Source organism: Streptomyces sp. NPDC027189 (assembly GCF_055566975.1).
The window spans coordinates 89317-107919 of record NZ_JBVHRI010000022.1; the positions used below are offsets into that span (position 1 = coordinate 89317).

Sequence of the window (18603 nt, forward strand, 5' to 3'; positions counted from 1 at the left end):
TGGTGACCTATGTGGAACTCCATGACAGCCGTGAGAACGTTCTGTCCCTGCCGTCAGGGCGGAGGTGCTCACTGATTGAGACGGGGGAGGGGCAAGACTCGCAACACCGCGCACGGCACAGGCCAAGCGGGTGCGGCGCTGTGCTAGGCATGTGTGCATGCCCCTCCCGCGATTTGTGCTCACCGATTCGCAGCGCCGCCTGCTGGCGGAGTTGGTGCTCCAGCCGCTCCCGGATCCGACCGAAGGCGAGGAAGCGGGAGCGGTGATCTACGGCCGGGGACTTGACGTGACCGAGGTTCTTGCGGACGTCCGGGAACTCGGCTTCCTCGGGCTGGCCGTGAAAGAGGACGGTGCGGTGGCTGCGACTGATCTGGGCACGGCGGTCCACTATGAGGCGCTCCACGAAGCCGCAGAGTTGAGACTCGCGGATGTGGTGCGACTGGCCGAGGCTGTTGAGGACGGCCACCCTCGTCTGGCATGCGCCGTGCGGAAGTTGGCGCAGGGTGACGTCTCGCTCGATCAGGCGCTCGCGAGTGTGGACCAGTAGAACTGGACCCGCGCCGGCCTCATCCGCCGCTGGCGCCTCCTTCATCCGAGTCGTGGAACAGCCCGCCGGTCGCACGCAGCCTCGCCTTGCGAGCCGCCGGGCGTATCGGCAGGACCCCTCCGCTCTTCAGGTCTTCCTGTGTCGTGGTCGGACCGGCCAGGATCTCGGAGAGCAGCTCGGCCTGAGCCGGGGCGAGACCGGTGAGCCGGCGCAGCAGGGAGAGCAGCTCGATGAGCTCGCCGGTCCACTCGGAATCCCAGCTCTCGACATGGATGTCGTCCAGCGGACTGGTCCTCTTGCTGTTCGGTGACGCCTTGCGATAGCCGAACCACTTCTTGACGATCTCCATGCCGCCGACGTCGTACGTCCACACCGCCTCGGGCACCGGACCGAACGCGCCGTCACCGACGCGAAGCGTGTCGGACTCGGGCTCGTATCGCATCCGGGAGGGCAGCACATCACCGATGTGGGTCAGGTACTTCACCTGCCGTGTGTCCCCCGGGGCGAACGTGATGTTCCCGGAGGGGCGTCCGGCGGCCGGATCGGCGCACCGCTCGCCGAAGGTGGAGATCCACAGCACTTCCCGGCCAAGTGCCACTGCCCTGTCCCAGAGACCACTGCTCCGGGTGAGGGGCAGGCGTACGCCGGGGGTGAGCAGCTCTTCCGTGAACCGTTCGGTGAAGCCGGGATGCCCGGCGACGGCGATGGTGTAGGCCGCAAGCTCGTCTGGGCCGACGCTCGTGCGGTCGAGAGTTCGGGCGAGGTACGGCAGGAGGCCGTGAGGAGTGTTGGAGGAGCCGTCGGGGTGCAGCAACGGCAGGATGCGCCCACCGCGGCCGTTGAAGTGGTGTGTATCGGGGATCAGATGTGTCGCCACCACGGCCGGACCAGAGCTGATCTCGTGTGACGACTGTTGGTTGAGGAACAGCTGGCCCTCGTGGAGCGCTGCCCAAAGATCTGGGCGCGGGAAGTCGATGACACGGTTGTCGGCGATGAGGTACTGGCGGTCGAAACTGCGCAGGGCCATGCGTACGAGATCCGGGGTGGTGTGCGTCTCTTCGTTGAGAGGGCGGGTCGGGGAAAATGTGCCGGGTAACGGCTGTCTTCTGTCGGTGAGCTTGAGATCGCGAGTCTCTTTGAACAGCTCGGCCTTCTGCACCCGGTCGGACTCGCGGATCAGCCGTGCCCATCTGCGGCGCAGGATCTCGGCGGACGGCGCACTCACCCATGAACGGTTGGCCTTGGTTCCCGGACTCCCCCAAGGGAACAGGTCGTTCAGCTCGGGAAATTCCTCCCAGCCGGACTCCGTGACCGGAGTCAACGGGCGTGCTCCTTGCGTATGGGTGTCACGCCATTCGCTGTCGTCGAGATGCATGTGCTGGAGCTGCCTGAACTTGTCGGCACGCGTCCCGGTCACGGCCCGGTAGTGGATGTGGGCCCGGTGTCCCGGTCCGCGTTCCATGCCCGCCTTGCGTACGAAGATGTAGATGGCGAGCGGCTGGGCGACTCCGGGAAACACGCGGGTCGCGATGTCGGGCCGCTGGCCTTCGGGCGAGAGGTTGATGACCCAGCCCTCGTCGCAGGTGCGCCGCAGATAGTCCCGCATGCCACGGCCGCCGGGCCCGGTGGCCCACCCGGAGGGGGTGATGAGACAGACCACACCGTGCCGGTCCTCGTCGTGGGCGTCGAAGACCTTCCAGGTGGCCCAGCGCCAGAAGTACACGTACATGTTCTTGAGTACGTGCTCATAGCGGCCGTTGCCCTCGTACCGAAAGGCATCCAGAACGGGAGGCTCTTTCCCCTCCGGCCGTTTTTCGATCCAGCCGCCGCGGCCCTCAGCCTTGTCGTCGTAAGGCGGGTTCGCGGTGACCGCCGTGATGGGGACGTTGGCCTTGACCTGGTTGGCCCGTCTGCGTGAGAGGGACAGCGCCCCGTAGGTCGAGGCCAGGTACTCCTCCTCGGCATAAGGGTTGTCCAGGGTGTCGGTGACGAACAGATTGAGCCCGCCCTCGGGCAACGGCACCTTGTACTTCTTCAGCAGATCCGAGGCACGTAACTCGGATACGGCGAAGGGCCCCATCTGCAACTCGAACCCGAACAACCGTGACGCGAGCCGGGAGATGGCATCACGGGCCATCGCCGGGCCGTGCCGCTCGACGGCCTGCTCGGCGACCCGTTCGATGATCGTGTGGAGGAAAGTGCCGGTTCCCATGGCGGGGTCGACGATCCTGACGTCGTCCGCCGCGAAGCCCAACTCCTGATCCAGCCGCGTGCGGAGCACCTCTTCGGTGAGGCGGACCATCTCCGCGACGACCTCGCGAGGCGTGTAGTACGAGCCGCTCTGCTGGCGGAGCGCAGGATCGTAGACCGTGAGGAAGTGCTCGTACAGGTGGAGGTAGGCATCCCGGTTGCCGCTCCGGATGGCAGGCCAGTCCACCTTGGCGATCGTGCGGGTCAGTAGGTCGAGCGTGACGGTGAAGCGGGCGTTGACGTTGTCCGTGAGCAGTTGGAGCGCCTTGCCCATGAGGGCGTGGTCGGCGTCGAGATGCCGGCCGATCTCGTGGAAGGAGTCCGGTGCGAGAGGGATGTCCTCGGTGCGGGCCAGGAGGAGAGCAAAGGTGACGGTCTGCGCATAGCCGTCGGCGAAGGTGGCATCGTCCGCGGACGGGAACAGATACCTGCGCCAGTCGTTCTTGAGCCCCGTGAACGGCCGCGCCCGCATGTCGTCGTCCGCAGCGCTCGATCTGTCCTCGGCGGCCAGCTGTTCCAACACGGCGGCCCGCAGCAGCCGGCACAGCGGCGCGACGTGCTGCACGAGGCGAGCGACCTGCGCGATGGGCTGGGGCTTCCACATCAGGAACTGCTTGAGCAGGATGTCGAAGGCAGCAGGATCACCCATGGCCAGCTTGTCGCCCGAACCCTTGAGGGACCCTGAAAAGAAGACCGCGTTGCCGATCTGTCGCCCGTCCCGGAAGAGCCGCCACTCCGTCCCGTTGGAATACAGCAGGTTGGGCAAGTCCCGGAGTTTCTCCCATTGTTCGCGGTTGCTCTTGCCGAAGGTTTCCGGGTCCACGGACAGGCCGGGCCGCTTCAGCTCGATGTAACCGATGATGTCCTGTCCCGCGCGCACCGCGTAATCGGGTCGTACTCCCAGGTCAGGCAGCCGGTACTCGTCGTGCCAGGTCACCTCGTGCTGTTCGTGATGTTCGCCGACCGCCTGCAGCAGGACTTCCAGGGGGCCACGTATCGCGGCCTCCGGACTGCCTCCGCCCGACAGTTTCAGCTTGCACGAGGCGCCGAACCGTGTCACGGCAGAGCGCAGCCAGCTGTACTCGTCTCTGTGCACAGGCCCCCCAGGAAGAGGCCGCTGTAGGTGATGGCCGTCAGCCTCAACTGCACCATTTTTGAGGCCTTATGGAGGAGCTGTCAGCAGGGCTGCACGCCTTTTCCATCGGTATATGCGGCGCAACGGGCGCACACGTCGACACCGTGCTCCCCGTTGTGCGCCCAGCTCACAATCCGGCGTCGAGCAAGAAGGGGCTCGGTTCCCCCGACCACGAGACGTACAGCCCGTCGCGGGCCCGCGTGCACGCCACGAACAGCAAGCAGCGTTCCGCCATCAGGTCGGCCTCGTGCTGCACACGGTCGACGTCGGCCGGGGTGACCGCTCGGGGGTAGGGAAGAGCGGCGTCGGTGGCGCCGATGACGGCTACGCAGCGGTACTCCAGGCCCTTGCAGGAGTGCATGGTGCCGACGTTCACCGCGTCGGCGTTCGGCGCCGTGTTCCCGCGCAGGCGGGCTGCCGCAATCCCCGCAGACTTGAGGCGGTCGGCCGCCTTGTCGCAGGTCTTGTTGAACCGGGCGCTGACTCCGATCTCGCCGGGCGCGACACCGCTCTCGAGCCAGCCGCGCACGCGCTCGACCAGCGCGTCGAGTTCGGCCTCCTCTGTGGCCGCGCCGTGCGTGTCGGGACCGCTGCCGTGGAGTGCCGAGCGGTAGCCCAGCAGGGTGTCGTTGCGTGAGTCGTCGGACAGGTCGTCGAAGGGTCGGCCGATGAGGAGGGCGGTGGACCAGCTGAGGATCTCGTGCGTGGAGCGGTAGTTCTTGCGCATCTTCGTCGACCGCCCCGCGACCTGGATGCCCACGGCCTTCAGCGACACCTTGGAGTCGTAGATGCGCTGGTGCGGGTCGCCCGCGACGAACAGGTCATCGGGGCGTGCCGGGGCTGCGGCGCGCAGCAGGCGCCACTGCGCGGGGTGCAGGTCCTGGGCCTCGTCGACCACGACGTGCCGGTAGCGCGGTCCCTCTGCCTCCAGCCGGTCGGCGGCCTCCGCGCAGGTGCCGAGGTACGTCCGCAGCCCGTCCGCGGCGAGCCGGTCGGTGAACTCCTGGACCGTGCGCCACACCAGCGGCCGCTTCGCCGCGTTCAGCGCGCTGCCGCGCCCACGCCGGTCGCAGGTCTCGTACGCCTCCTGGGTGCGCACGTTCTGGGCGAGGAGGACATGCTTGTACTCCTGCGCCAAGAACTGAGCCGTGCCCGTGAACCCGGCGGCCCGGGCGGCCTGTTCCCAGAGGGACTCCTCCTCGCCACCGCGCAGCGGCCTGCGCGAGGTGGACACCACCCGCCCCGCGAACGCGTCCACGGTCATGATGTCCACGCGGTCGCGCAGCGCCTCGTCCTCGACGAGTGCTTCGAGCCCGGCGCGCAACGCGGCGACCAGCGCGTTCGTGTACGTCGTCAGCAGGATGCGGTCGCCGTCGCGCAGGTGCCGCAGCAGGTGGCGTACGCGGTGCAGGGCGACGACAGTTTTTCCGGTGCCGGGACCGCCGGTGACCTGGGCGGGCCCGGAGTACGAGGGGCGGTAGGCGACCTTGTGCTGCGAGGGGTGGAGGAAGACCCGCCAGGCCGCGAAGGGCTTGTCGAGGATGTCGCGCAGCTCGTCGGAGTCCGTGACGACGGCGAAGCGGGTGCGGGTCCGGTGGATGGCGGTCGCGTAGTCGGTGGTGTCCACGGGCTCCGTCGAGGAGGCGCCCGCGAGGCTGACGGCCACCACGTCGCGCCATACCTCCTCCACGGAGAAGCCCGCGGCGAGGTACTCCAATACCTCCCGCTGATCCTGCGGGAAGTACGGTGCGAACACCTCCAGTTGTTCCAGATTGGTGAGGGCGCGTGCCTGGCGCAGCGTGGTTTCGTCGATGCCGAGCGCTGCCATGTCCCCGTCGGAGACCTTCGAGAACAGCCGCTGGTCCGGGGCAGGCGCGATCCGTTCGTAGGCCGGCGTCATCTCTTCGAGAGTGGCGATGTCGCGGATCTCGACGGCCTGCGTGACGGTGTTGATGCTCGCCTTCTGCTTGCTGGCCCACGCGATCGCTTTGTCATGCGGCATCACCCGCAGCAGGACGAACGTGTCGCCGCTGTCCGGCGCGAGGACGACGCCGCGAGTGCCCTGGTCGATGCGGATGGTACGGATGTGCGGATCCTTGGCCTGCTTCAAGGACTCCAGTTTCAGCCCCTGGTCCTTGAAGAGTTGGTCCAGGGTGAGGCGCTCGAACTTCTCCCAGGCCGCGAACACCCCCTCCCGCACCGAGCCCTGGAGCTTGCCGAGCTGGGCGCAGAAGCCTATGTCGAAGGCGAGGTGGGGCATGGGGCGCGGTTCTCCTCAGTCGCGTACGAGAAGCGGGTGTCGGTTGCAGTCCTCGGGTTCAGGGCCGGGGCGCTGTGGGCCGCCGGTGTTGGGTCAGGTCCCGTCGACCGACTCCGAGCCGTCGTCCGGCTCTTCGAGTTCTCCGAGGACGCGCCAGGCGAGGTCGGCCAGCGTCTCGCCTGAAGCGGTCGCCCACCGTGCGGTTCCCTGGTTCGCCACAGGTCGCTTTTCCCACTGTGCGAGCTCCCACATAGCGGAGACCAAGCCGGAGGGTGAGTACTGCTTGCCGTCGGCAGCCCAGAGAATCGGCTTGCTGCGGTGCGGCTTCCACGTCGCCCGCGATCGCTTTTCGTCCTCGGCGAGCCATTCCCGCAGAGCCTCGGCCTCCAGCGGGTAACCCGTCGTGAGCGTGAGCGGCTCCCCCTCTGGCAGAACGGCCTTGTCGATCAGCACCGAGACCGCGTTGGGGCGCCGGCGCTTGCCCTTCGCCGGTGTACGACGGTACTTGTCCGGCGCCGCAAGGCCCTCCGGTGTCGCCGCGGCCTTCAGCACATGGTCTGCGACCTCGCGGCACCGATCGACATCCGCACATACGGCGCGGATCTGCGGTAGTTTGTCGGAGAGCCCGTCAATCGTGGAGGCCACTGCGGGCAGCAAATCCTCCACTAGCTGTGGTATCCGCGCAGCCGCCTGAGTGGCCCACTCCAGCTTCGGGTCCGGCTCGTCGATGGCCTCGGTGTCGAGCCGACGGAACACCAGGTGGGTGAGCAGGTAGGTCCCGTGCTCGATCAGGGCGACGCCACGGCCCTCGTAACGCGGACGCACGTCGTGCAGGCTGCGCCGGACTTCCCTGAGGATCTGCACGGCGTTCCACAGCAGGTAGGCGCTCGGCTGGGGGCGGAACAGCACGTCGTAGATGCCCTGTGTCCCCCGCTCCCACAGCACGTCCAGGGTGGTGGCGATGCGGGCCGCGTACTGAGCGTCGGGGTGGGCGCAGGCCAGGGCACAAGCGGCTTCGACGACCGAGCAGCCGGTGTCTGGATGGGGGTCCAGCTCGCTGCGGCGGACGCTGTACTCCAGTCCGAGTTCGGCCCGCATCTCCTCGAGGATGCCTGCCTGGACCGAGTCGAGAGCGATGAAGTCCCGTGCCTCCACGCGGTTCTGGCGGTTGGTGGCCTGGGTGGTCTGCCTGGCGAAGTCCGCTGCCTTGCCCGTCACGATGATGCGGACGCCCACTTGTGCCGATGCGGCGATCTCGTCGTCGGCGACCGCCTCCGCCACGGACCGGACGGTCTGGGCTCCGTTGACGACGCTGGCGTTGTGCAGGGTCAGGCTTAGCGGGCGGGTGTGCGGCATCCGCATCGACTGAGGCGTCTTCTCCACCGACTCGCAGAGGACCGTGACACCGTTGTTGAAGTACAGGAAGTTCTCTGGTGTTGAAGTCAGCGTGTCGATCAGCTCGTTGTTGATAGGGGTCCTGCCGAGCGGGTTGCGGATGTTGAGGTTGAACAGGTTTGAGCCGTGTCCCACCCACTCGGCCACCTGCTCTGCCTCGACGACGCCTTGATACGACACGTACGGTGTGCTGACCTCGAACCACGGGAACAGGTCGGCCTTGAGCTCGACGGGCTGAGGTGCCAGATCGCTGCGGACCGAGCCCCACACCTCGGGCGCCAGGATGATCTGATGGTCCAAGACCTTCCCGTGACGGTTGAACTCCTTCTCGCCGTCTATCAGGGCGTGCCGGAACCCCTCGCCCACGTCGTCGGCCCGCATCAGGACCACGACCTGGGTGACGGGGACGGGGCCCCTCGACATTACGGTCTTCGCCAGCTCGGCCAGTTGCCGGCCGCGCGGATTGAAGGCGGCGAAGTCCTCGTCGTCGATGAGCCTCAGCCCCGCCAGCAGCTCCATGACGGCCGACCGTTCACCCTTGGCCGTGCCGTACTTACTCCATTTCCCCTGCACGAGATAGACGTGCGGATCGGGCCCGTCCACCACGGCTATGGCATCGATGCCCTTGTCGGCCTCGCCGTCGATGACGGTGAGAGCCGCCTCCTGCGGGCTGAACCCGGTGACGATCCGCACGGCCTGTGCGGTCAGTGCCCGTGACAGCAGGCGCGGCTCCTGCTGGTCGGTCGGCATTCCCTCCAGGTCACTGTCATCGATCAGCCCCGGGTCCAGGTAGACAGTGCGGAGTGCCTGTTGGACCTGACGGACTTGAAGGATCAGGTCCTCGTTGCCGGTGTTCTTCTTGTTCATGCTCCGCCCCTCCTAGGGGGTGCGATCACGCACACCCCGGTGCGCCCCCTGATCAGCGAGATCATTCCATGTCTGCCGGAACGAACCAGGAATTTCATCAGGATCCGGTGGATCCGGAGTCGTCCAGGCCCAGGCGGATGAGGGCCAGGGCCTCGGCCACCTCGACGGTCAGTTCGTCCGCGGGGCCGTACACCAGGCACAGGTCGTCGTGGAGCGGCTCGAGGAAGTGCCGGGCCTCCTCCGCGCTGCCCTGCGCGAGCAGCAGCATGCCGATGTCCCGGCGCAGCATGACGGCTTCCTCGCTGACGTCACTGTCGACGGTTCGTACGACGTCGAGTACGTCCCGCAGTGTTGCCATCGCCTCGGTCACCTGGCCGAGTTCGGCGCGGCAACGGGCTGCCTGGGCACGGCAGTCGAGGGCCGACTGGCTGCTGGGCCCGCTGATCCGGCCGTACGCGTCGGCCAGGGCCTCGAACTCCGGCAGAGCCGCCCGGAAGTCGCCGCCGAGCAGCCGGGCGCCCGCCCGCCGCATCCGCAGCGCCAGCACGACCTTGTTCTCTGCGCCCAAGGCGCGCGCCGCGGGCTCGATCATCTCCCCGACCACCTCGGCGGCCTGCGCGAACCGATCCTCCTCCATGAGGGCGTCGTAGTGCGCACGGACCTCTCTGACTTGCGCGCGCAGCGTGTCCGGCAGCGGCGCCGGTGCGGCAGGCGCCTCGGGTGACGCGGAACAGGGTCGCGCGACCGCCCCGGCCCGCGCCCGGGGTGCGAACGGGCGGCGGAACACGCCGGTCGGGTCGGGCGCCCCGGCGGGCCCCGCCTCCTGCGGGGCGGGCGGCTCACCCGCGGCCGGAAGGAAGGGCCGCAGCCGTTCATACACCTCCTGCACATCCGCGGGACGCGCCTCGGGCGCCTTGCGCAGCAGGTGGATGACGAGCTCCTCCAACTCGGCCGGTACGTCGGCGCGCAGTTGCCGCAGCGGCGTCGGAGCCGCGTTCACGTGCTGGGACATCAGCAGGAACTCGCTCTCCGCCGTGAACACCAGCTGCCCGCTGAGCAGTTCGTGCAGTACGCACCCCAGCGCGTACAGGTCGGCCTTCGGCGTGATCTGCCCGCCGCGCACCTGCTCCGGCGACATGTACTGGTAGGTGCCGATCGGACTGCCGGTCGCCGTCAGCTTGGTGACATCCGTCCGCAGGATCGCCGCGATGCCGAAGTCGAGGACCTTCACCGTCCCGTCCCGCGCCACGAGGATGTTGCTCGGCTTCAAGTCCCGGTGGATGACCGGCACGTCGTGCGCGTACGACAACACGGTGGCCACCTGCGCCGTGACGGCCACGGCCCAGCTGACGGGCAGCAGCTTGGCGGGGTGGATGTAGCCGGTCAGGGGTACGCCGTCGACCAGTTCCATCACCAGAAACAGGTGCTCGTACGTGTCGTCGAGCACCGCGTCGTAGACCTGTGGCACGCCCGGGTGCTGGATGCGTGCGGTGATCCGCGCCTCCCGCTTGAAGCGCTTGGCGAACTCCTCTGCGAGGTGCGCGGAGGTGACGGACTGCCCCCTGATCACCTTCACCGCGACCGGCCGGTCCAGTACGGCGTCGTAACCGCGCCATACGTCGCCCATGCCCCCGTGGCTGAGCTCCTCCAGCAGTTCGTAACGTCCTGCTACCTGCTTCTGCGGCACCCCTGCCCCCGTCGAGTGTCCTCGCCGGCGTGCGGTGGGTCGGCGCCGGTCCGACTGTTCGGGGACAAGTCTCGTGGTTGGGGCGATCTTCCGTCCAGCGGGTACGCCCTCTACGCCGGTTACCGGTCGGAGGTGGCCGAGATCGTCAGTTGCGCCCAGACCGTTTTGCCCGGGCCGGTGGGGCGTGGGGACCAGCCCCAGAGGTCCGCGAGCGCGGCGACGAGGAGCAGGCCCCGTCCATCGGTACGGTCGCCCGGGGGGTCGGCGGGTGCGGGGAGTCGTTCGCCGCGGGTGTCGGTCACCTCGACGCGTACGGTCCTGTCGTCGGCGGTGAGGCGTAGGTGGAAGTCACGGCCGGGGACGTTTCCGTGCCGGACGGCGTTCGCGCACAGTTCGGCGGCGATGAGGGTGAGTGCGCCGTGTGCGTCGCTGCCGTACGGGATACCCCAGGTGTTGAGCCGTTCGCCGCAGAGGCGTCGGGCGAGGCGCGCACCTCGTGGGGTCGAGCTGAAGCGCATGTCGAAGAGGTGGGTGGGGGTGGGGAGTTGGGTGGTGGCTGTGGTGTGTGGGGGATTGCTGGTCATGCATTCACGGTGACGCTGGGTGGCGTAGCGTGACCAGGGGTGACGCGCCGTCGCGGGGGTGTTGTACGTGGCGGGGTGGGCGGTGTACGTGCGGGTGCGGGGAGAGATGGTGACCGTGAGGGACGACGAGGTGGGGCAGCGGCCGGAGGACGAACCCGGCTCGGGTGTTGTGGCCGCGTTCGGGCGGCAGTTGAAGCTGCTGAGGGTGCGGGCGGGGCTGGACCGGGCGGCCTTCGGGAAGCTGGTGGGGTACGCGGCGGAGTCGATCGCGTCGATCGAGCAGGGGCGGCGGATTCCGCAGTCGAAGTTTGTGGACCGGGCGGATGAAGTGCTTGATGCCGGGGGTGTGTTGAGGGCGCTGAAGGAGGAGCTGGCGCGGGCGCAGTATCCGGCATTCTTTCGGGACGTGGCCAGGCTGGAAGCCGAGGCGGTGTCCCTCCACGTGTACGCGACGTTGGCTGTGCCAGGTTTGCTGCAGACCGAGGAGTACGCGCGCGCCGTGTTCACGATGCGTCGCCCTCTCCTTGATGAGGAGACCGTGGAGCAGCGCACGACGGCTCGTATGGCGCGGCAAGAGATCTTCATGCGAAGGCCGTTGCCGACGCTCAGCTTCGTCATCGAAGAGTCGGTCCTGCGGCGGCCCGTGGGCGGATGGGCAGTACTGCAAGGCCAGCTTGAACAGGTCCTGTTGCATGGTCAGCGGAGGAACGTGGAGATCCAGGTCATGCCCAATGAACGAACAGAGCACTGCGGGTTGGGCGGACCATTCACCTTGATCGAGAACCGCGAGGGACGGAGGATGGCCTACGTTGAGGTCCAGCGAAATAGCCGCCTGTACACAGAGCGGGCGATGGTGCGGGATGCCGAGGAGCAGTACGGCATCCTCCGAGCGCAGGCCCTGACACCGCGCGAATCGCTGGTCTTCGTCGAGGGACTGCTGGGAGAGAAATGATCCACCGGGATGTCGAGCTGACCGTCTCTGAGGCGGCCTGGTTCAAGAGCAGCTACAGCAGTGGCGAAGGCGGCGAATGCGTCGAGGTTGCCGCGACACCGAAAGCCGTTCTGATACGGGACTCGAAGCAGCTCGCCGGGCCCGTACTGGCCGTTGGGGCCGAAGCATGGGCCGGGTTCGTGGCGTTGGCCTCCGGCCGCTGACGCATAGGGAGCCGTGATTGGCAGATTTGGGCCAAGTGTTCAGGGGTCTGACCAGGCCTGATGGAATATGGAGTGGCTCAAATCTGCCAATCACGGGTGTGTCCGGAACTACACGTCGTCCAGACCCTCTTCGCTGCGGATCATGCGCCACGCGGCGCGCCGCGCGCTGCGGTCCAGGCTGGACTTGAAGCCCTTGTCGGGGCCGAAGTACTGGCGGCCCATGCCCGCGATAGTGTCGATGTGGTCGGCCATCTTGTCCGCGAAGACGTTGTCGAAGACGAGGCCGAAGTTGTCCTCGTCGTTGACGACGGCCGCCGCCCGCACCTTCGGGTCCGCCTTGGCCTCTTCGAAGGGGCGGATGACGTCCTGCTCGGTGAACTCGGTGCCGAAGCGTTCGTTGAACTTGTCGATCAGCTGGGAGAGCAGCGACTTCTCCGCTTCCTTCGCGCCGCCCGAGCCGTCGCCGAAGCCCTGCATCGTCGTCGACCCCTCGGCGGTGAGGGAGACGTCGTACTCGCCGGTCTTCTCCACCCGCATATGGCTTAGGTCGACCTCGCCTATGTCCACGCCGCCGTCCGCGCGGCGCGGCAGCCGGTTGAGGAGGTAGCGACCGTAGAGGTGCAGCCGCTCCAGCTCGGCGTCCCGGTAGGGGACGATCTGCGCGAGGAAGCCGTACTTCCTGACGTAGTCGTTCAGATCGGCGCGGAAGCCCTCCGCCGTCTCCTGATCGTCCTCGTCGTCACTTTCGAGCAGAGCGGTGAAGCGGGCGACGGCGGGGGAGAGCAGCCGGTACAGCTCGGCGTGCAGCTTCTCCCACTTGGACTGTGAGCCTGCCGCCTTCTCCTTGGCGGCGAAGTACGCGGCGGCGAACTCGTCCATCTCCTGCCCGGACAGGATCGGCGCCTGCATGACCCGGCTCTGCGCGGTGTAGAGCAGGTTGGGGTCGGAGGGGAGGGTGTTCGCCTCCTCGAAGTACGGGCGGAAGGACTCCTGTATGTCCTCGGCCTCGTTGACGAAGTCCAGCACCGCGAGGTCAGCCTGCGTCTTGCGTTCGGCGGTCCGGTTCAGCCGGGACAGCGTCTGCACAGCCGAGATGCCGGTCAGCGTCTTGTTGACGTACATCGTCGTCAGCAGCGGCTGATCGAACCCGGTCTGGTACTTCTCCGCGACGACCAGGATCCTGTACTCCCGCTGTCCCGCCCCGCCGGCGCGGGCGGCCTTGTCGTCGGCACGCGTGTACGCGAACGCCTTCGGCAGCGCGCTCTCCGACAGCCCGCCGTTCTCCTTCGGCTCGGTGGTCTCCTCGCCGTCGACGGTGAGCGAGCCGGAGAAGGCGACGAGGACACCCAGGTCGGGGTACTTGGTGTCGTAGTCCCGGTCCTTGATGTAGCTCTTGATGGCGCGCGCCATCTGCACGGCGGACTGCCGGGAGGCGGTCACCACCATCGACTTGGCCCGCCCGCCGAGACGGCCCCGGCTATGCGCCACGAAGTGCTCCACGATCACCGTGGCGTGCTGGGCGACCGTCGAGTCATGGGTCAGCGCGTACCGGGCGAGCAGGCCGTTCGCCTTCGACGGGTCGACCTCCCGCTCGTCGGGGTTCTGGTTCACCAGCTTCCAGTACGTGTTGTACGTGACGTAGTTGCGCAGCGGGTCGAGGATGAAGCCCTCCTCGATCGCCTGCCGCATCGAGTACGTGTGGAAGGGCCGGTAGGTCGCCTTGCCGTCGATGTCCTGCAACGTGCCGAAGAGTTCGAGGGTCTTGGCCTTCGGCGTGGCGGTGAACGCGAAGTAGGAGAGGTTCGCGGCGCGGGAACGCTGCTCGGCCCTCTTCTTGAGCTGCTCGTCGAGGGTGGCGGCGGCCGGGGCCTTGACCGTGGTCGCGCCCGCGTCGTCCGAGTCGGAGTCCAGGCCGAGGTCGCGCAGGGCGGACCGTACGGCGGTGGCGGCGTCGCCGGACTGCGAGGAGTGCGCCTCGTCCACGATGATCGCGAAGCGGCTGCCCTGAATCTCGGTGGGGTTGCGATGAAGGTAGTCGAGCAGTGCCGGGAAGGAGTGCAGCGTGACGGTGACAATCTTCCCGGTGTCGCGGGAGAGTGCCTTGGCGAGCTGCTCGCCCTTCGCCCCGTGCTTCTCGTCGATCTTCACGACGAGGCCTGCGGTCTGCTCGAAGTTGCCAACTGTTTCCCGGAGTTGGGCGTCCAGGTTGCGGCGGTCGGTGATGACAATGACCTTGTCGAAGACCGGCACGCCCGGCTTGAGGCCCTTGGCGACGGCCTCGGCGTCGAGTGCGCTGGGGTCGGTGGGGGTGTGCAGGTCACTGAGGCGGTGGGCGAGCCAGCCGATGGTGTTCGACTTGCCCGAGCCGGCCGAGGCCATGACGAGGTAGTCGTGGCCGGCGCCGTGGGTGGCGGCGTGCGTGGTGAGCTTCTTGACCGCGTCCCACTGCTGGAACCGCGGGAAGACCATCGTCTTCGTCGTGCCGCCGCCGGGCGTCTTGTTCTTGTGCAGGTGCACGAACCGCTGGAGCAGGTCCAGCCAGTTGTCCGGCTGCCAGACCTGCTCCCAGAGGTAGGAGGTCGCGTACGTGCCGAAGGCGGTCGGGGCCGGGTTGCCGGCGCCGCCCGGCTGGCCGGGGCCGTTGGAGCCGGTGTTGAACGGGAGGAAGCGGGTGTTCTTGCCCTTGAGCTGGGTGGCGACGAAGACCAGGTCCGGGTCGACGGCGAAGTTCGCGACAACGCGGCGCGTGAAGATCAGCTCGGTGGGGTCGCGGTCGGTGCGGTACTGCTCCTTGGCCTGCTCCACGCCCTGCTTGGTCAGCGGGTTCTTCAACTCGGCCGTGGCAACGGGGATGCCGTTAAGGAACAGGGTGAGATCGAGCCGGTTGCCCCAGTCGGCCTGCTTCGTCGCGTACTCGAGTTCGCGGACGACGGTGAGGCGGTTGGCCCGGTATCCGTCGAGGACGGAGTCGTGGGCGACAAGGTTCGGCTTGAAGTACGCGACGCGGAGGAGGACGCCCCGGTCCTTGACGCCGTTACGGAGCACGTCAAGGAGGCCGTTGGTGGCGATGGCCTGGTCGAGGCGGCCGGCGAACCCGCGCTGGGCCTCGTTCGCGTCGCTGCCGTAGACGGTGATCAGCTCGCTCCACTCGTCGGGCTGGGTGGCGCCGATGAAGGTGAACAACTCGTTGGTGTCCAGGCCGAGATCGGCCCGGTAGTCCTGCGGACGCGCCTCGCGCCAGCCCCGCTCGACCATGGCGAGGACGATGGCATCACCGAAGACGGACTCCGTGTGGATGGGGCTCATGGCTACGCGCTCACTCCGTCCGTTACGTTGCGTCCGCTGGCGGTGGAAACGTCAAACTGGCCGGTTACGGTGGCGGTGATGAGGGCTTGGCGGCGCTCGGCGAGCAGTGCATCTCGCCTTTCAAGTTGCGACACCTGCACCCGGGTGGATTTCTCAATATCCCGAAGTTGACTCGTGATCTGCAGCTGCATTGCCACACTTGGTGCCGGAATTCGCAACTGGCGGACCAACTCTTGACTAAGGTTGGGCTGACCGGCACCAACGGCTTGGGCCACGATCCCATCCTTGTGCGCGCGGAACCAATAGTAGGCAAACTCGGTCGAGATTCTTCCAACGGGAACTAGCGCGCAACACGCCTGATTCAGGGTTGAATCCATACCAAGAATGCCCACTCTTCCCTTTGTGGCACCCTGGCCGTACAAGGCCACCACAAGCGCTCCCGCTGGATGTACCGTCAAAGCAGAGAAATCAAGCAGTGCTTTCTTTGTGACGCTCTTCTCGACCCGCCCAATCAAGCCATCTCTAACATCGGCACTGTTAACCCAAGGATAGGGGCCATCAAAGTATGAAGCATCGCTCGACGTTGGCGTAGTACCACTCGCGGTGCGAAATTCCTGGCTGACTTTATGGAGCTTCCATCCATGATGCATCATAGGCATCCAAGGGACACCAGTTTCTGTCGCGGGCCCCTGGCCGACCGTCGTCTCCCGGCGCATGAACTCCTTGAATCGATGCCCAAGGAGTTCTACTTGTCGCTGGCTGCAGCGACGGATCTCGTCGATGCGGGCGGTCTCGGCGTCGAGGAAGTCGGCGATACGGCGTTGCTCCTCCAGCGGAGGCAGCGGAATTCGGATGGACTCGAGATCTGGCATGTAGATCGTGAGGTGAGTCGATCCATAGGCCAACCTCCGCCACTCTTGCTTCATGGCCCTGAGGACGAGAAGCAGGTAACGTGGATCGAGATCCGGTCCGGCATGCCACGTCACGAACGCCTGCGTGGTGGCCATGGGCCGACCGATTCGGACGCTGTAACCCACCGAGGCTGTACGAGACAGCATGACCGTATCAGTGGGGTGCAGCACGGCAGCACTGTTGGCCATACCGAGTTCACTAATCTGCTGCTCTGTCTCCATGAGAGGAGCCAAAGAGTCAGCTCGACGCGTGACATCAGGGGTCGTAACCCACCGGATTGTGCAGCTTTCCCAGTACTCTTTCTTATTCCGGTCGGGAGTGTGCCCCGTACCCATTCTTGCAACGAAGTTGAGAGGAACAACCTTCCAACTGCTCGGGATGGCAGGTGCCCATCCAAGCGAAGTAGCTTGCATACCGCTCATTCCGTCACCTCACCCAACAGCGCCTGAATCTCCGCCTCCAGCGACTTCAACTCCGCGTCGATCTCCGCCAGCGGCCTCGGCGGCTTGTACACGTAGAAGTGCCGCGTGAACGGGATCTCGTAGCCGATCTTGGTCTTCGTGTGGTCGATCCACGCATCCGGCACGTGAGGCAGGACCTCGCGCTTCAGGTACTCCTCAACGTCCTCCCCCAGCGGCACGTTCTCGAAGTCCCGCAGGTCCGCATCCGACTCCGGCGCACCCTTGACCTTCTGGACCTCACCCTCGGGGTCCCGGACGCCGATCGTCTCCCGTACCGCCTTCGCGAACGGCGCTCCCGACGGCCAGGTCAGGCCGGCCGCAACCACCGCGTCCTTGAGCGCGATGAACGCCTCGGTCCTCGCCATCCAAGACGAGCCGAGCAGCGTACGCACCGCCGCGACGAACTCCTCGCTCCGCTCCAGCTTGGCGACCGGCTTGGCCTCGGCCAGCGCCGTCAAGGTCTCCTCCGTCACCTCAAACCGCAGCTTCAACGGCCGCTCCACGGTGATGCGCTGGTAGCCGAAGTCCGCGTTGGCGAAGACCTTGACCTTGCCCTGCAGCGAGTGCTTGGGGTCCTTCGCGACCTGGACGGCCTCCGCGTACAGCCGGGTGATGTCGGCGATGTGGTCGGGGCGGCCGTTCGTCCCGTCGCCGAGCTCCTTGCGCTTGTCGCCGAGTGACTTGCGCATCTTCTGCCACTGGTCGCGCGCGTCGAGCAGCACGACCTTGCCCTTGTGGTCGGCGTCCTTGCGGTTGGTGAGGATCCAGAAGTACGTGGAGATGCCGGTGTTGTAGAAGAGCTGGTCGGGGAGGGCGACGACCGCCTCCAGCCAGTCGTTCTCCAGGATCCAGCGACGGATGTTGGACTCGCCGGACTCGGCCGCGCCCGTGAAGAGCGGGGAGCCGTTGAAGACGATGGCGATGCGGGAGCCGCCCCCGCCGTTCACGTCCACCGGCTTCATCTTCGAGATCATGTGCTGGAGGAAGAGCAGCGAACCGTCGTTGATGCGCGGCAGGCCCGCGCCGAAGCGGCCGGCGTCGCCGAGCGACTTGTGCTCGTACTCGACCTCCTCCTTGACCTTCTTCCACTCCACGCCGAACGGCGGGTTTGCGAGGATGTAGTCGAACCTGCGGCGGGCGTGGCCGTCGTCGGAGAAGGAGTTGCCGAAGCGGATGTTCTCCGGATCCTGGCCCTTGATCATGAGGTCGGAACGGCAGATCGCCCAGGACTCGGGGTTGAGCTCCTGCCCGTACACCTCGACCGTCGCGTCCGGGTTGAGGGCCTTGATGCGGTCGTCGGCGGCGCTGAGCATGCCGCCCGTGCCGCAGGCCGGGTCCATGACCGTGCGAACGACACCCGGCAGGCTGAGGGCGTCCGCGTCCGGAGCCACCAGCAGGTTGACCATCAGCTTGATGACCTCGCGCGGGGTGAAGTGCTCACCCGCGGTCTCGTTCGACTGCTCGGCGAAGCGGCGGATCAGCTCCTCGAAGATGTAGCCCATGTTGTGGTTGGGCACGACATCGGGGTGCAGGTCGAGGTCGGTGAACTTGCCGATCACCTGGTAGAGCAGGTTCGCGCCGTCGAGCTTGCGCACCTGCTGGTTGAACTCGTACTTGTCCAGGACCTCGCGGGCGTTGTCGGAGAAGGCGCCGACGTAGATCTGGAGGTTCTTCGCCGCGTTCTGCGGGTCGGCCGCGATCTTGCGCAGCGTCAGATCGCTCTTGTTGTAGAAGGCGTGCCCCGAGGCGCGCCGCAGGAAGCGGTCGGTGTCGATGTCCTGGCCCTCGAACTTGGCCACGGTCTCGACGACGTCGGCACGCGTCGGCTCCAGGACGCACTCCAGGCGGCGCAGCACCGTGAACGGCAGGATGACCTTGCCGTAGTCGGACTGCTTGTAGTCCCCCCGCAGGAGGTCGGCGACAGACCACGCGTGGTTCGCCAACTCCGTGTGCTTGTTGCTGTTCAATTCGATCCCCGAGTTCCTTCCGAAACGTGTCCCGCCCCTGCCGCGCCGTTCAGCGGCGCGGGTGCGTCCAAGTGTGG

11 protein-coding genes are annotated in these 18603 nt (G+C 66.8%); 3 read left to right on the forward strand and 8 right to left on the reverse strand.

What is annotated here, in order from left to right; all coding sequences use genetic code 11:
• Positions 1-157: 157 nt before the first annotated feature.
• Complete coding sequence (locus ACZ4RZ_RS37425) at positions 158-547, forward strand: hypothetical protein (protein ID WP_467751464.1); 390 nt, start codon at positions 158-160, stop codon at positions 545-547.
• Positions 548-566: 19 nt separating this feature from the next.
• On the opposite strand, the gene ACZ4RZ_RS37430 is transcribed toward ACZ4RZ_RS37425, so the two are convergent.
• The 5 genes from ACZ4RZ_RS37430 to ACZ4RZ_RS37450 form a co-directional block, all read right to left on the reverse strand.
• The gene (locus tag ACZ4RZ_RS37430) at positions 567-3893 is read right to left on the reverse strand and encodes a type ISP restriction/modification enzyme (RefSeq protein ID WP_467751466.1); all 3327 of its coding nucleotides are present in this window, start codon (positions 3891-3893) and stop codon (positions 567-569) included.
• A gap of 166 nt (positions 3894-4059) precedes the next feature.
• Positions 4060-6192 (reverse strand): UvrD-helicase domain-containing protein, encoded by a 2133-nt coding sequence (locus ACZ4RZ_RS37435; RefSeq protein ID WP_467751468.1) that lies wholly within the window; start codon positions 6190-6192, stop codon positions 4060-4062.
• Positions 6193-6285: 93 nt separating this feature from the next.
• On the reverse strand, positions 6286-8454 hold the full coding sequence (locus tag ACZ4RZ_RS37440) for an AIPR family protein (RefSeq protein ID WP_467751470.1): 2169 nt from the start codon (positions 8452-8454) through the stop codon (positions 6286-6288).
• Between the two features lie 97 nt (positions 8455-8551).
• Positions 8552-10141 carry a protein kinase domain-containing protein gene (locus ACZ4RZ_RS37445; RefSeq protein WP_467751472.1) on the reverse strand — a complete coding sequence of 530 codons (1590 nt, stop codon included), beginning with the start codon at positions 10139-10141 and terminating at the stop codon, positions 8552-8554.
• A 119-nt stretch (positions 10142-10260) separates the two neighbouring features.
• The gene (locus ACZ4RZ_RS37450) at positions 10261-10725 is read right to left on the reverse strand and encodes an ATP-binding protein (protein ID WP_467751473.1); all 465 of its coding nucleotides are present in this window, start codon (positions 10723-10725) and stop codon (positions 10261-10263) included.
• A gap of 106 nt (positions 10726-10831) precedes the next feature.
• Here ACZ4RZ_RS37450 and ACZ4RZ_RS37455 point away from each other — a divergent pair, with 106 nt between their 5' ends.
• Together ACZ4RZ_RS37455 and ACZ4RZ_RS37460 are read left to right on the forward strand one after the other, a co-directional pair.
• Complete coding sequence (locus tag ACZ4RZ_RS37455; protein WP_467751475.1) at positions 10832-11677, forward strand: helix-turn-helix domain-containing protein; 846 nt, start codon at positions 10832-10834, stop codon at positions 11675-11677.
• A complete protein-coding gene (locus tag ACZ4RZ_RS37460) occupies positions 11674-11880 on the forward strand; it encodes a DUF397 domain-containing protein (protein ID WP_467751476.1) in 207 nt (68 codons plus the stop codon). Before ACZ4RZ_RS37455 ends, ACZ4RZ_RS37460 begins: the two co-directional genes overlap by 4 nt.
• A gap of 108 nt (positions 11881-11988) precedes the next feature.
• On the opposite strand, the gene ACZ4RZ_RS37465 is transcribed toward ACZ4RZ_RS37460, so the two are convergent.
• The 3 genes from ACZ4RZ_RS37465 to ACZ4RZ_RS37475 are packed head-to-tail and all read right to left on the reverse strand — an operon-like array spanning position 11989 to position 18526.
• Positions 11989-15186 (reverse strand): type I restriction endonuclease subunit R, encoded by a 3198-nt coding sequence (locus tag ACZ4RZ_RS37465; protein ID WP_467751478.1) that lies wholly within the window; start codon positions 15184-15186, stop codon positions 11989-11991.
• Positions 15187-15188: 2 nt separating this feature from the next.
• Positions 15189-16520, reverse strand: coding sequence for a restriction endonuclease subunit S (locus ACZ4RZ_RS37470; protein WP_467751480.1), 1332 nt, complete (start codon positions 16518-16520; stop codon positions 15189-15191).
• Complete coding sequence (locus ACZ4RZ_RS37475; protein ID WP_467751482.1) at positions 16517-18526, reverse strand: type I restriction-modification system subunit M; 2010 nt, start codon at positions 18524-18526, stop codon at positions 16517-16519. The genes ACZ4RZ_RS37470 and ACZ4RZ_RS37475 overlap by 4 nt, the downstream gene beginning before the upstream one ends.
• Positions 18527-18603: the final 77 nt, after the last annotated feature.